16 protein-coding genes are annotated in these 14304 nt (G+C 43.2%); 3 read left to right on the top strand and 13 right to left on the bottom strand.

Annotation, left to right across the window (positions count from 1 at the left end):
* The 7 genes from rsmB to ACSYSH_RS00325 all read right to left on the bottom strand — a co-directional run bounded on the left by rsmB (position 1) and on the right by ACSYSH_RS00325 (position 8277).
* Positions 1-1347, bottom strand: a complete 1347-nt coding sequence (rsmB, locus tag ACSYSH_RS00355) for a 16S rRNA (cytosine(967)-C(5))-methyltransferase RsmB (RefSeq protein ID WP_491702097.1) — start codon at positions 1345-1347, stop codon at positions 1-3.
* Positions 1340-2311 (bottom strand): methionyl-tRNA formyltransferase, encoded by a 972-nt coding sequence (fmt, locus tag ACSYSH_RS00350; RefSeq protein ID WP_491702098.1) that lies wholly within the window; start codon positions 2309-2311, stop codon positions 1340-1342. The genes rsmB and fmt overlap by 8 nt, the downstream gene beginning before the upstream one ends.
* Positions 2312-2462: 151 nt before the next feature.
* Positions 2463-4886, bottom strand: coding sequence for a primosomal protein N' (gene priA, locus ACSYSH_RS00345; protein ID WP_491702099.1), 2424 nt, complete (start codon positions 4884-4886; stop codon positions 2463-2465).
* Positions 4887-4982: 96 nt separating this feature from the next.
* On the bottom strand, positions 4983-6098 hold the full coding sequence (locus ACSYSH_RS00340) for an AAA family ATPase (protein ID WP_489816357.1): 1116 nt from the start codon (positions 6096-6098) through the stop codon (positions 4983-4985).
* Positions 6099-6312: 214 nt separating this feature from the next.
* Complete coding sequence (gene pdxT / locus ACSYSH_RS00335; RefSeq protein WP_491702100.1) at positions 6313-6630, bottom strand: pyridoxal 5'-phosphate synthase glutaminase subunit PdxT; 318 nt, start codon at positions 6628-6630, stop codon at positions 6313-6315.
* A gap of 1293 nt (positions 6631-7923) precedes the next feature.
* Positions 7924-8061 (bottom strand): hypothetical protein, encoded by a 138-nt coding sequence (locus ACSYSH_RS00330; protein ID WP_252774178.1) that lies wholly within the window; start codon positions 8059-8061, stop codon positions 7924-7926.
* Positions 8062-8082: 21 nt separating this feature from the next.
* Positions 8083-8277, bottom strand: a complete 195-nt coding sequence (locus ACSYSH_RS00325) for a hypothetical protein (RefSeq protein ID WP_252774179.1) — start codon at positions 8275-8277, stop codon at positions 8083-8085.
* A 530-nt stretch (positions 8278-8807) separates the two neighbouring features.
* Between ACSYSH_RS00325 and ACSYSH_RS00320 the strand changes: the two genes are divergently transcribed.
* Positions 8808-9053, top strand: coding sequence for a hypothetical protein (locus ACSYSH_RS00320; protein WP_252774180.1), 246 nt, complete (start codon positions 8808-8810; stop codon positions 9051-9053).
* A 76-nt stretch (positions 9054-9129) separates the two neighbouring features.
* Here ACSYSH_RS00320 and ACSYSH_RS00315 read toward each other — a convergent pair whose 3' ends face one another.
* On the bottom strand, positions 9130-9573 hold the full coding sequence (locus tag ACSYSH_RS00315; protein ID WP_489816354.1) for an ASCH domain-containing protein: 444 nt from the start codon (positions 9571-9573) through the stop codon (positions 9130-9132).
* A 165-nt stretch (positions 9574-9738) separates the two neighbouring features.
* Between ACSYSH_RS00315 and ACSYSH_RS00310 the strand changes: the two genes are divergently transcribed.
* Together ACSYSH_RS00310 and ACSYSH_RS00305 are read left to right on the top strand one after the other, a co-directional pair.
* Positions 9739-10350 carry a hypothetical protein gene (locus tag ACSYSH_RS00310; RefSeq protein WP_489816353.1) on the top strand — a complete coding sequence of 204 codons (612 nt, stop codon included), beginning with the start codon at positions 9739-9741 and terminating at the stop codon, positions 10348-10350.
* Positions 10347-10754 carry a hypothetical protein gene (locus ACSYSH_RS00305; RefSeq protein WP_489816352.1) on the top strand — a complete coding sequence of 136 codons (408 nt, stop codon included), beginning with the start codon at positions 10347-10349 and terminating at the stop codon, positions 10752-10754. Before ACSYSH_RS00310 ends, ACSYSH_RS00305 begins: the two co-directional genes overlap by 4 nt.
* Positions 10755-11027: 273 nt before the next feature.
* Here ACSYSH_RS00305 and ACSYSH_RS00300 read toward each other — a convergent pair whose 3' ends face one another.
* The 5 genes from ACSYSH_RS00300 to yihA all read right to left on the bottom strand — a co-directional run bounded on the left by ACSYSH_RS00300 (position 11028) and on the right by yihA (position 14303).
* Positions 11028-11819: a PhzF family phenazine biosynthesis protein gene (locus ACSYSH_RS00300; RefSeq protein ID WP_491702101.1), complete on the bottom strand. Its 792-nt coding sequence runs from the start codon at positions 11817-11819 to the stop codon at positions 11028-11030.
* Between the two features lie 233 nt (positions 11820-12052).
* A complete protein-coding gene (locus ACSYSH_RS00295) occupies positions 12053-12463 on the bottom strand; it encodes a helix-turn-helix transcriptional regulator (protein ID WP_252774185.1) in 411 nt (136 codons plus the stop codon).
* Between the two features lie 220 nt (positions 12464-12683).
* Positions 12684-13121, bottom strand: a complete 438-nt coding sequence (gene msrB, locus ACSYSH_RS00290; RefSeq protein WP_252774186.1) for a peptide-methionine (R)-S-oxide reductase MsrB — start codon at positions 13119-13121, stop codon at positions 12684-12686.
* Between the two features lie 2 nt (positions 13122-13123).
* Complete coding sequence (gene msrA, locus ACSYSH_RS00285; protein WP_491702102.1) at positions 13124-13645, bottom strand: peptide-methionine (S)-S-oxide reductase MsrA; 522 nt, start codon at positions 13643-13645, stop codon at positions 13124-13126.
* Between the two features lie 73 nt (positions 13646-13718).
* A complete protein-coding gene (gene yihA / locus ACSYSH_RS00280) occupies positions 13719-14303 on the bottom strand; it encodes a ribosome biogenesis GTP-binding protein YihA/YsxC (RefSeq protein ID WP_489816349.1) in 585 nt (194 codons plus the stop codon).
* Between the last annotated feature and the right edge of the window lies 1 nt (position 14304).

Raw genomic sequence — 14304 nt, 5'->3', positions numbered from 1 at the left:
CTAATCCTTCCTTTGAAGGGTAGCTACGAAAAAGCCGTCCGTTTCGTAGTCATCTGGATAGATTTTCAACACATCCTCTACCCGATCATCCTTCAACTTTTTATCGGTTGGTGTCTTCAACAAGGTAAAATCAGGATTTTCAGCTAAAAAGCGTTCAATCACGCCATCGTTTTCCTGATTTAAAATCGTACAAGTACTATAAACCAAACGGCCGCCTGGCGCTAATCGCTTTGCGGTCGCATTTAAAATCGAAAGCTGTAAGTCAGCGAGGTGCAAAACATCTTCAAGCGACTTTTCATAGCGAATTTCTGGTTTCCGGCGCAAGAGCCCTAAGCCAGAACAAGGTGCATCGACCAAAATTCGATCAAAGTCTTGGTCCAACTTTTCTGGCACCTGTCGAGCATCCAAAGCTTTTGCCTCAACCCGGTCAGCTAAACCAAGGCGTTTCGCATTGGCTTTAATCAACTTAACCTTGTGATCGTGGATATCTAAGGCCAAAACTTTGGCATCCCCCGATAAATACTGGGCAATCTGGGTCGTCTTGCCACCAGGAGCAGCCGCCGCATCCAAAACCAAATGAACGGATTCATCAATGGCTAGTGCCTCAACCGGCAACATGGCGGATTCATCTTGAATCGTAATCAGACCTTCAATAAAGGCTTTAGAAGAAGCCACATGACCACCAGTGACGACTAGTGCATCGGCAGCCACAGCAGAATCTGAAACAAAGAGACCTTCGGCCACCAAACTTGCCTTTGCATCAGCAATCGTTGTCTTCGCCGTATTAACTCGGACAGACTGGGCCGGTGCTTCATTCAAAGAGGCCAAAATACTCTTGGTCTTATCTTCCCCGACTTGATCCAATAAGGCTTTCACCAGCCAAACGGGTAACGAATAGGAAATCGATAAACGTTCGATTGGATCTGCAATTTTACTTTCATCAAGAAGACCCGTGCGGTCCATATTATGCAAAATAGCCGTGACAAACTTAGCTGTCCCAGCATTTCCAAGGGTCTTAGCCACTTCAATGCTTTCGTTGAAAATGGCATGCTTAGGAATTTTGTCTAGTTTATGCCATTGGAACAATGCCGTCAAGAGCAATTCCTTGACCCATGGTTCTAATTTTTTCCCTTTCACAAAGGGGGCCAACCAGTACTCCAACAATAAGCGGTACTGAATAGTCCCATAAACGAGCGTGGTCAAAAGCCCCTTATCAACTGCTTTAAGCTGATGGCTCTTGATCATTTGGTTCAACTGTAGGTTGGAATACGCACCGTTTTTAATTTTAGCTAGGGTAACAACCGCTAGTAAACGGGGATTTTGACTACTTTTTACTTGATTAGGCATTAACTTCCTCAACGGTGACCCACTGGTCGCCCACTGCATATTTTTGACCGGCACCATTCAAATAGGCGGTAACGGCCATCACACTCTTGCCGGCTGGCTGCAGACCCTCTATTGCTAACTGCGTGCCATCAGCGGCCGCAATCACCAGGTGTTTCTTATCTTTTTTGGTAATCACGCCCGGCTTCGCTGCTGTTTTTTCAGCCAAGGGGGTCGTCTCCACCAGCTTAAAACGTTCACCGCCAACCACGGCATGGGCCGGATGAGTTGGATACAAAGCACGAATATGGCAATTTAACTGTTCAGCAGTCTCTTTTTCAAAGTTTAGGTTTTGCTGATTACGACTGATATTTGGTGAAAAGCTGACCTGGTCAGGGTCTTGGGGTTTTGCTTGGGCTGTTCCGGCTGCCAATTTTGGTAAATTAGCCAAAACTAACGGTGCCGCAACAGCACTCAACTTATCAAACATGGTGCCAACATTATCAGTTGCCTCAATCGGTACCTTGACCACATCAATCACATCACCAGCATCCATTTTCTTGACCATGTACATCAATGAGACGCCGGTTTCTCGGTCACCATTCATGATTGCGTAATGAACTGGTGCACCACCACGGTACTTTGGCAGCAAGGAAGCATGGGCGTTTACCGCCGCTACCTTGGCCGCCTCCAGTAACTTTTCTGGCAGAAATTGTCCAAAAGCAGCCGTTACGATAAAATCAGGTGCCAGCTTTATCAACTCAGTCATTTCAGCTGATCCACTGATTTTTTCTGGCTGCAAGACTGGTAAAGCATGGGCTAAGGCAGCCGTCTTTACCGGACTTGGGGTCAACTTTTGCTTACGCCCCTGTGGGCGATCCGGCTGAGTCACCACAGCCAAAACATCATATTGGGGATCAGCCACTAAGGCCTCTAAAATTGGGACAGCAAATTGGGGTGTTCCCATAAAGACAACGCGATTGGTCATTAACTTCCTCACTAGTTCTGCCGACCAGAATGCCGGCACTTTCATTTATTATAACAAATTCAATCAAAAGACTCATTGACGCTAGCAAAATGCCGATTAAGCACGGTTTATATGGCAGCAAAGCGCCTTACCAAGCCCACCTGTCTCCTCCTTACATAAAGGTAACTGGGTCACGCTTGACCGAAAGTTGGAAGCCGGCTTCCGCCTTTTGTGACCGGTCAACCAAGTCACGCAGCAAGGCATCTGCCTCATGGGGCTTCTTCAGTTTGAGCAGAATCTGGAAATAGTAGCGTCCCTTTAGCTTGGCGATGGCTTGGGGTGATGGCCCCAGCATCAAAACATCCTCTGGCAACTTTTTTCTCAACCAAAGACCGATTTTGGCACTCTGGACCGCCACCAGGTTTTCATCAGGGTGCGAACTCTGAATCTGAATCGTGTAGTAGTAGGGTGGAAATTCACCCGCATGGCGGATAGCCATTTCTTGCCGGTAAAAGCCTTCGTAATCATGGTGCTTTGCAAATGTCAGCGCGTAATGCTTGGGATTAAACGTTTGAATCACAACCTCTCCCGCCCGATTACCTCGACCGGCTCGGCCGGCAACCTGGGTAAGGAGTTCAAAGGTTTTTTCACTAGCACGAAAATCAGGTAAGCCCAGACCCGTATCGGCATTTAAAACGCCAACTAGCGTAACATCCTCAAAGTCCAAGCCTTTGGCTACCATTTGTGTCCCCAACAAAATTTGTGCTTTTTTAGCTCCAAAATCAGCCAAGGCTTGCGCCATGGCCCCCTTCTTCTTGGTGGTATCCTGGTCCAAGCGAATGACCGGGTATTCCGGGAGCACACGGCCCAATTCTTCTTGGACCTTCTCAGTCCCTGTCCCATAGTAGCGGATGCGCTTGGACCCGCAACTTGGACAAATATGTGGGATTGGTGCTTGAAAGTCACAGTAATGACACTTAAGGGTTTTCGTATCCATGTGCAGAGTCATGGCCAAGTTACAATTGGGGTCTTTAGGTACGTAGCCACAATCCCGGCACATTACAAAGGATGAAAAGCCGCGCCGGTTCAGTAACAAAACCGCTTGTTCCCCACGAGCCAAATGATCTTTCAACTTTTCCAAGAGTTCGGTTGAAAAATTGGTATCCCCTTTTTGAACAACTGTCTGTCGCATATCAACAATCTTAACCGGTGGCAACGTGGCCGCTGCCGCAGCCCGTTTTGTTAGCGTCAGCAACCGATAAACACCTTTTTGTGCTCGTGCCCGGCTTTCCAGTGAAGGCGTTGCCGAACCTAAAACAACGGGCGCCTGATGATAGGCACCACGCCACAGGGCCACATCACGGGCAGAATAATGCGGATTTTCACTCTGACTATAGGAAGTTTCATGTTCCTCATCAACGATAATCAAGCCTAAATGAGAAAGTGGTGCAAAGACCGCTGACCGGGCCCCAACCACCACCTTGACCTGACCGGATTGAATTCGCCGCCATTCATCATAGCGTTCCCCGGCAGACAAAGCAGAATGAAGGACTGCAGTTGCATCCCCAAAACGGTCGGCCACCCGTTTTTGCATTTGCGGCGTCAATGCGATTTCGGGAACTAAGAAAAGAACTTGTTTCCCCTGGTCAATCGCCTTTTGCGCTGCCTGGAGGTAAACCTCGGTCTTCCCAGAACCGGTAATCCCCTCAAGCAAAAAGGTCGTCTTTTCCTTGGACGTAATGGCTGCCGTCACGGCATCGTAGGCTTTCTGCTGATCTTCATTTAACACCTTAACCGCTTCAATTTTACCAGAGGCCATCGCTCCTGGACGCCTTTTTTGCTCAACCTGGCGCTTCACCAACCAACCATTTTTAACACCCGTCGTCAATGTTGCCGCAGCAACGTCCACTTGAGCCAACCAATCGCGCTTCGTAAAGGTTTCACCAAGGTGGTCCAGGCAAAAAGCCAACAAAGTAGCCTGACTTTTAGCTGATTGACGCAGCGTTTCTTTCGCATGATCCAATCGGTCCTGGTCACTGGTTACCTGATAGGCCAGTTCCGTTTTAATCCGGCCCTTATTTTCAATCACCGTTTCAATTGATAATTGACCTGCGGCCGCTAGCTGGCGTATCCGCCGCCATTCCTTAGCCGAAAAGTCTTTGGTTTTGACCAAGCGCTCCACTTGACCATCGAAGTAAGCCAGGCGGTCGGCGGGCAACAAGTCTGAATGGGCCCGTAAGCGTTTTTTATAAGATGCCTTTAGAGCGGTTGGCAACATCAGGGCCAAAAAAGAGACTTGGAATGAAAAATTAGTTTGCGCCAATTCATCGGACAAAGCCAGCATTTCCTGGTTGAGAACCGGATGGTCATCCAAGACAGTCAAAATATCCTTAACTTGGTCAACGGCTAAATCAGTTGGCAAGTCAACATCAGTTTTTAACACATAACCCAAAACCGAACGGTGACCAAAGGCGACCAAAACACGCACACCGGGTTGCACTGCAGCTTGAATTTCATCAGGAATTAAATAAGTATACGGCCGATTCGTTTGCTGGGTGGGAACATCCACCACCACCTGTGCATACCTGAGTGCCATCGCGGGTCACCTCCTCTTCTGTCATGTTTTCAATCGTTTACTAGCAATCAATAAAGCTGGAATAAAAAAAGACCCGAAACGTTCAGGGCCCTTGTTTTAAACCTTGGTCAAATTGATGCCAACTTTATCTTCAATAATTTCCAAAGCCTGCATATAACGGGCATAATAGCCTGCCGGATCATCGGGTCCTCCCCGACGATCCAAGGCCACTGCCAAGTCAGCATAGCCATAATCCGCAATCACCTGCCAGAGGTGACGGTCAAATTCGGCACTTTCAATTGGATCTGCGCCGTTCAAAACAGCTACCGTTGGTGGAATGACCAAAATTAGGTCTAATTTTTCTTCATGAATGGTATTTTCAAATAGTGGTAACAATTGGGCCAAATCAGCTTTGGGTAACCACTCTCTCGCTTCCACCATGGTCACCATCGCATCTGTATCAAAGAAAGTCAAGCCGTTATTGGCCGGCGAATTAATCTCGGCCGAATTGGCATCGTATTGTCCTTGAATAATCCGTGAATAATCCTTTAAAAGTAATTCACTATCAAAGACATTTGACTTTTCCTGGTAAGTTCGTGAAAACTCTACCGAAAAAGGCGAATTCGATGTTCGCGCTAAGCGCCTGGTTAAAGTTGATTTACCCGTTTGTGGTGCCCCAACGACCAAAATCTTTTTAGCAAAATGGCGCCGAAAAACACGGTTAATAAAGTCCCAGTTGCCTAGGGGGTCCTTACGAACAGCTGTTGCCGACACCTTCAAAATGGTCCGATCCATTAATGAAACACGAAAATGCCCATCTTTTGGCAACATCTTTTCGAGCATTTCCTTATATTCTGCTTCACCTGTATATAGCGTAATCTGTGCCTCAGGGTTCACAATATTTCGGCGAATCGTTGCGGTCAACCGGTCTGTCCATTCCTGCCAACCATTAGGCATCTGAGGGATATCATCTTCATTGATGTAATCAACCTTGATGTTGTCTTCATCATTGAAGGCCTCCCGTAAGTAACGGAACCGCTTTTCAACCGGCAAACCGATTTGATCCCCACGATCACCTGTGTAACCAGAAGTAATCACAACGACCCCATCATTCAGGGCTGCGGCCTTATAAATTTCGGCTTGGTGCCCAATGTGCATCGGTGCCAAGGTTCCAAAAAAAACCCCAATTCGGTCACCTGTTAAGTTTGCTTTAACTAAGTTTTTTTTGACCATCAGTCTTCCTAACATCTATTTTATCAAACACTTCACTGGCAAAATCAGCCAGTGCATACTAATTTTATTATACCAAAGATGGTCATAGAAAGGCAATTTTATCGACATTTCATCCACTCATTCACCCTCTTTAACCTAAAACATCAAAAAAGACAACATCGGCCTACAGACCATTGCTGTCTCTTGAATTTATCGTATCGTTTATTGATTTTAATCAAACTGATGCGCTGACCATCTCCGAGAAAAGTTGATGTAACCGAGGGTCATCAGACAGTTCCGGGTGAAATGACGTTGCCAAAATATTACCATGTTTAACGGCAATAATCCGGTCGCCATCAATCTTTGCCAATACTTCAACGTCAGTTGCAACCTGCTTTAAGTATGGAGCTCGGATAAAGATACCGGGAAATGGCTGATCAAAACCAGCTACATCGATATTAGCCTGGAAGCTATCTTTCTGCCGGCCAAAACCATTCCGCTCCACTTCACCTTTAATACCGGCTAAGGCATCTGGGCGGGATAAGAGTACCAAACCAGCACAGCCCTCGCTTGACCGTAATTGATCCAGTTTCTTTCATGACAATACATCCTCCACAACCTATTCTAATAAAAAGATTAAAAAATAAATTTCCAAAATCAGTAAAACCGAACTATTGGATAGAATGATTATACCATAAAGGGTATTAGTCTTAATGTTATTATTATTACACATTCATTTAAGCAAAATAGAAACATTTCCTACATTAAAAATGGCAAAAAAATTAAAAATAGCCAAATGTAACTGAAATTCGATTGAAATTTCTAGTTTGAATTGAAATAATCCTTTTTATTTACAAAATTATTGGTTATTTTTCTATTTTTAACCTTTTTTGCAACAAATAAAGACCAAAATAATACAATTTATTCCTTTTTCCCCTGTATTTAGTTCTGCAGTGAATTTAACAAAATCATGCCAAGAGGAAAAAACAATAGTATCCATCAAAATTGATCAAAGGAAAAGCACCCAACGTTACCATTTTGACACTGATAAACATGCAGTTGATTGCTAAGTCGACAGCGAGTACTATCATTAATAGAAGTCTCAAATAAGCCCATGAACCAAAAAAGGAATGGCCCATTCAGAGCAATTTCTTTATTTTTTTCGATTAACAAATCTAGTCCATAACCAGCTTAGAACCATTAAGATTGCAAAACCAGCCACATTAACGATCAAACTATTCAGCCAGCCAAGCAAAGATTGACCGGGCGAAAATAAGTTCACTAATAAAATATAAATAATATTGAGAGCGGTAACCAGAACAATCGCGGCTGATCGTGGATAAAGGATGGTCAGTTCGGTTATTTTATTTCTCATGTCGTATTATTCCTAAAAAAGATAATCAATACAATTAAAAGCATGGTCCAGAGCATGCGAACCAGGTGATGGTGGTAGTTAATTTTACCACTCAAAAAGCCACGGTAGAATGTTAGTCCCTGTAGTGAAACTAAAATCAAAATACTACTGATTTGAAAAAACAGGTGGTGGGCAAAAAGAGCGATAAGGATCAAGACAATATTTAAAAGCAGGTTAATGCCATGCCAAAACTTTTTTTGACTCTTTTCCAAACAAAGCGATTGAATAGAAGCCACAATCATTAATAGCGCGTACAACCCTAGTAAAATTCGAGCAATTATTGCCAACTCCGCTCACCCACCTCTACATTACGTTGGCTTTAGTCTAAAGTATCTCAATTAATTTAGCAATTTTATTGATTGATTTTTGATAGCGTTAACGATCTACCACTATAATGCCAACAAAAAAAAACGCCTGAATAGGCGTTTTCACTCATTTTTCGTCAGCTTTTTCACGACTTTCGTGCGATGATTTGACGAACTTTGATTGCTTTTCTAGGCGTTCATCCTGGCGCTTAGCATCTTCAACTTTACGGGCATCCGCCGCTTCAAATTCATGCTTTTTTTCCATAATGATATCCCCCAATTATGCTTATTGACCTTCGAAATTTTTCTTTTCGTTCTCGAATTCCTCGTTGTCGTAGCGAGCATCCTTGTGCTTGGCATCCTCAACACGAGTGTTTGCCTTCTCTTCATGGGCTTCAGCGGCGTGTTCTTGAGCCTGCTTACTTTTTGCCTCTTCAAAAGATTCGCGGTTCTCTTTTGAACCATCACGTAATGTTGCCATCCTTAATTCCCCCTTTTCAATATATTACGATTATAATACTATCGTGACAAATTTTAAAGACAAATGTTAAAAAGATCCAAGTATTTATTTTTCCGACCACGCCCACAGAAAATCAGCCGCACAATAACTTAATCTGGATTCCAATAGAAAGACTTCTATCACTGCCAAACTAACATTTTATTTAGAATACGCTCAAGCTTTAATTTTTCCGATACTTTTTAACCACCCAGTCAACCAACATCGAAAAAACGGTCATAACGGCGAGCCCCAAGTAGAGTGAGACCCAATAGGATATTGGCTCTTGAGGAGAAATCAAAGACCCAATCAACACGAAAAAAAATTCCAAAACTGCGACAAAGAAGGTCGCAAAAGTTCGACCGAACAGCAAATTTTTGCCAATAAAGATTAAAAAATAATAAACAACCACTCTTTAATCGCTTTTTATTAGAAAAATATAAAAACAAATGATAAACTTAACCTTAGAAAAGTATCGAATAGTGTCTGAAGACAATTAGGGGGGGAAAATTAAAATGGCAAGTGAAAAATCCGCATTTATCTTGGTTTCAATGCTCGTAATCTTAGCACAGGCGCTGATCGTTAAATTTAGTTTGAATATCTGGATCCAATTGATCATCCCCCTGACTTACTCCATCATTCTTGTGATCTGCTTTTTCTTCGTTTTCAAGAGCGATAATTGGATTGCCTTTACCGCACTTTTATTAGCAGGCAATCTCACCCTCTTGGCCACTGCCAAGCACACAACACCTCTTTACTAAATATTCCAAATCAGAATAATCGAAGCATCACTAAATAAGCAGATAAAAAGGTCGAAACAATCTCGTTTCGACCTTTTTATTGTGGATAAACCAAGTGAAACTTTTCCAGGACAATTGGTGACTGATTTTCTCGGAATACTTTGCCTTCCTCTTGGTAGGCGGCAGTAAAAAAATCGTGGTGTACCTGGCGCCAATAGGCTAATGAACGGTCCCCTTCGCCCTCTTGATAGGCATGTTGGGCGTTAACATCCAGGTACTGTTCAATTGTGACAGCATCATTTTTAATAATGCCAACGGGCTGATTCTGCCCATCTAAAATAACATCATACGCGCCAAAAGCAGGTAACGGCTCTTCTTCGTATAAGTCGTAAGCACTCGCAGTGGCCGTTTTAACGCCTTTCAGGACCAATTGAGCGAGATCGTCAGCCGCCGCGCCAAATTGAAAACTAGATTGTAATCGGGCTCCCAACGGAATCACCCCTTCGTCTTTAGCCTGTTGAAAAAATGCAGCTGGTGTCATTTCCTTGTCCTTTTCTAATCTTAAAATTTAAACATTCTTGCTCTCATTGTACCAATTAAATATCTGCCGGTTGCAATCAAAAAGTCAAGAGCAACAACCACGACCGGCAAAAATTGTCACTTCTCTCAATGCTACAATAATGACGAAAAATTAAAGGAGATGACAATGCTTAGTTACCAGCGCCAAACCGAAATCAGAAAACTGGCCGAAAACGCCCATCAGAAAATCATGGACCAAAACATCGACAATGAAAATCTGGCCACCTATTTTAAATCCATTGGCTTAGCCGTAATCAATGCTGATTTATCCGCCTTAAAGACAACCGCCTACATTCTGTATAACATGGATAAAAATCAGCCACAGTTTGTCGTTGAAAACGCCTTAAACCATCGCGACTGGATTTATATGCTAGCAAAGGAACTCGGCCAACTCATTTTAGGTTGGAACTATCAGGTTAACCAAGACAATCACCAGGTAACCGAACAAATCAATCAAAAAGCTGATCAAGTCGACGGTATCGCTATCTTAGACTATCCCTTTGCAGACGATGAATCTCAGCACCAAGTAAACAGGATCAACGAAGCAGATGCTGATTTCTTTGCAGAACATTTCTTAGTTCCTGATGAAACAGCCCAGCCACTCTTACAGAACCTCAATTGGTCATCCCTGACCACTGCCCAACTAATTCAAAAATTTTCATTAATCTACTTTATCAATGATCAAATCGCTCGCAATCGTCTAATCACTTTAATCCAGGAGGTTTATTCAGCCAAATGACCCAAACTAAAAGAAGTCAATTAAAAGAACAAATTATTAATCCAGTGGTCGTCCCCTTTGACGACCAAACCTTACTTGCACAAAAACAAGCAGAATTACTGCGTAGCCATGTTATTAACAATGATACCGCCTCAGCCATCCAAGGGCAGCTGGTGAAGGAACTCAAATCCAAGGCCGCCATGCGGCGCTGGCTCATCGTTTCCATTAGCCTCTACTTTGCACTAGTGACTGTTACCATTTTAGGCATTACGATCTTTTTAGCCGACATTGTCGCCATTAAGGTGCAAAATTATCTGATTACCGGTCTCTTCACCAATCTCATCGGTCTGCTGGTCATCATTTACCGCTACGCTTTTGCCGATACTTCTAAACTCATTCATGATTTGTGGACGTTAACCAGGTAGTTAATGGTGGCAACTTTTGTTGAACTCCCATCATGATTACCAATTTTCTTTTGCCGATATCAGATAATCAAACTAGATAACCCGTATGCCTCCTACATGGATAAAAACGGAGGACATTTTTGAAGAACACAGTCATAACAAAATATTTGTCATTCAGTCACAAGTATTCAGCTACAACCATTTTTATGGGACAGCCCTTAGTACCATGTTCTACTAAAAAATGCACGGAACATATTCCCGTACACCGATGAATTTTTCTCCAATAAACTGCTTTCAAATTGCTAAATGAACTTCATTTTCAGAATAAAGAACTGCCTCACCGCTCAGCTTAGTTCGCTTCCCCTCATAATCACAGTGCAGGACACCAGATCGCGGTGAAGCCTGGTAAGCAACTAATTGGTGCTTACCTAATCGTTCTGACCAATAAGGTGCGATATGGCAATGACCACTGCCGCAGACAGGGTCTTCGTTAATTCCTAGCTTAGGCGCAAATGACCGTGATACGCAATCATACTCGTCATCCACAATAGCCGTAGCATGTTGGGCCATGCCAGCTAATTTTTTTAATTTTTCCATATCTGGATCCATCCCGGCAATTGCCGTTCCATTTGGAAAGACACAGACCAAATCACGACCAAGGTAAGCAGCATCTGGCCGAGTACCATAGGCTTCGGTCATAGCTTCTGTTACTGGGACTGCCTTCAAATCGTAAGTGGGAAAATCCATCTCATACAGATTATCCCTCTTTGTCACTTTTAAATCACCACTCATGGTATTGAAAACTACGGACTGCCCGTCTTTTGGAGCTGCCTTTTGGAAAACTAAGAAGCCGGTCGCCAAAGTAGCATGACCACAAAGGTCAATCTCACCAGCTGGTGAGAACCACCGCAAATCGTAGTGCTTATCGTCTTTTTTAACGGCAAAGGCTGTTTCAGAAAGCTTATTTTCCATGGCAATATTTTGCATCATTTGATCACTGGGAAAATGATCAACAAAGAGGACTGCCGCTGGATTACCTTTAAAAATCTCACTTGCAAACGCATCAACAACATAACTTTTTACCATGGCTGTTCCTCTTCCAAACACAATTAGAATTCCTTTAATTTGCATCATTCTAGCACAGTTAAACTGATTTAACAGACATTACCTCAGCTTTCCTGACATCAACTAATCGTGTGTTCGGATTCCTGCCAGCGAAATGCTTCTGTCATTCAGTCCAAAAAACGGTCCGCAAAGCAAATATGCGGGCCGCTGTGTTGTGAAGAATATTTTACCTGAAAAACGGCTGTCAATATCTCTTATTTTTTGCTGACGAACCAACCCGTCATCGCAATTAGAGCAAATAAAATCCAATAATATCTTGCCAAAAACTCCCAACCATTATTAATTGGTCGATGTTGCCATTCGCGCCATCGGTGATTTTCGTGCCAGTCTTTGTCGGCTTCATCTTCCTCAAAAAATTTTTTAGCACGGTCTTTCACTGAATTGGTTAATGTTGATGATTGTTGCTGGCCAAATAGGACCTCTTCGACCGGTACTTGAAAGTAATCGGCAACAGATTGAATTTTGGCCAAATCTGGTGTGACCTCCCCAGTTTCCCACTTTGAAATTGTTTGCCTAGTGACATACAATTCGTTGGCCAAGCTTTCTTGAGATAAGTTATGTGCTTTTCTCAAAGATAATAGGTTTTCATTAAAGGTAAATTCCATTGTGCCTCTCTCTTTCATTTCCATTAATCCTAGTATACTAATTTACTAAGAAAGCACTAGCAAAAGCGATTAATATTTGTGCAATTTTAACGGGCATTTAGTCAATTACCAAGCGCATCGCCTAATATGGCAGGCTTTTGCTGACTATTGAGAAAAAGGTTTTTCGTCTTAATCAAAAAAACCGCCACCCTCAAGGGCAGCGGTTTTCGGTCAAACTAATTTAATTAAAGAGGTAAGAATACTTACCGTATCCTTCTTTTTCCAGGTCTTCCTTGGGAACAAAGCGCAAGGCTGCAGAATTGATGCAGTAGCGCAAGCCGCCTTGGTCAACTGGGCCGTCATTAAAGACATGGCCAAGGTGTGAGTTGGCTTCGCCGGAACGAACTTCCGTCCGTGTCATTCCAAAGGAATTATCAGTTGATTCATTCAAATCAGCATCATCAATTCCTTTGGTAAAGGATGGCCAACCGCAACCAGAATCATACTTGTCGGTTGACGAAAAAAGTGGTTCACCGGAAACAACATCAACAAAAATGCCATCGTTCCACCACTGATCATACTTACCAGTGAAGGCCCGTTCAGTAGCCGCATTTTGCGTTACATCGTACTGTTCAGGTGTTAAGCGTTGCTTTAATTCTTCTTGATTATACTTTGCCATGACTATTTGTCCCCCCAATACTTTGCTTGATAGTTATGTCGGGGTGCCATCATTGCTGCTTCACGCAATGGGTCCTTCTTGTAGAAGTCTTGGTGGTATTCCTCGGCCTCATAAAATGGCTTAGCATCCTCGATTGACGTCACGATGGGCTTATCGAATCGACCTGATTCGTTCAATTCCTTCTTCGACTCCTCAGCAATTTGACGCTGCTCAGGTGAGTTAACGAAGATTACTGGACGGTAAGAATCACCACGATCAGCAAACTGTCCAGTTGCATCGGTTGGGTCAGCTACTTGCCAATAAAGTTCAACCAAGTCCTTATATGAGAAATTATCAGGATCAAACCAAATCTTGACTGCTTCAGTATGGCCGGTAGTATGAGAACAAACTTCCTCGTAGGTTGGGTTTGCCACGTGGCCACCGGTGTAGCCGGAACGAACCTTTTCGATTCCTGGTAACGAGTCAAATGGCTCGACCATACACCAAAAACATCCTCCAGCAAAAATTGCTGTATCTTGTGACATTGAAATTACCTCCTACCTAACATTGTAAACAGTAACGAAAAATAGTCAATGGTATAGTTGTGTTTTTATGAATTTAAAGTCGATCTTCAATCCATTGCCAAACTTCATCTTTTCCTGATTTAGTAACGGATGAAAAAAATTGAAAATCAGAATTCTCATCATCAAAATCAACTGCCTTTTTGATAATTGACTCAGATTGGTTTAATTTTCCACGAGCAATCTTGTCAGCCTTAGTTGCTACTAAGAGGACTGGAATATTGTAATAAGCCAACCAATTGTACATCATGATGTCCTCTTCGCTTGGCTTATGGCGCGCGTCAACCAAAGAAATCACGCCACGTAGCTGCTTACGAGAACTAATATAGGTCTCAATCATCTGGCCAAAGGCTTCCCGCTTTTTTTTGGAAACTTTTGCATAACCATAACCAGGAACATCAACAAAGTAGAGTTGCCCCTCCACATCGTAAAAGTTCAATGTTTGAGTTTTGCCAGGCTGACCTGACGTTCGGGCAAAATTTTTACGATTAATCAGGGTATTCGTTAATGATGACTTGCCAACATTCGACCGACCAACCAAGGCAAATTCAGCCCGACCGTCCGTTGGATATTGGCTTGGTGAGACCGCTGACATCACCATTTCAACGTTATGAACGTCCATA

The sequence above is a fragment of the Fructobacillus sp. ESL1117 genome, from assembly GCF_058508565.1.
The sequence above is the reverse complement of the archived record's forward strand: the minus strand, read 5'-3'. Positions and strand labels throughout refer to the sequence as shown.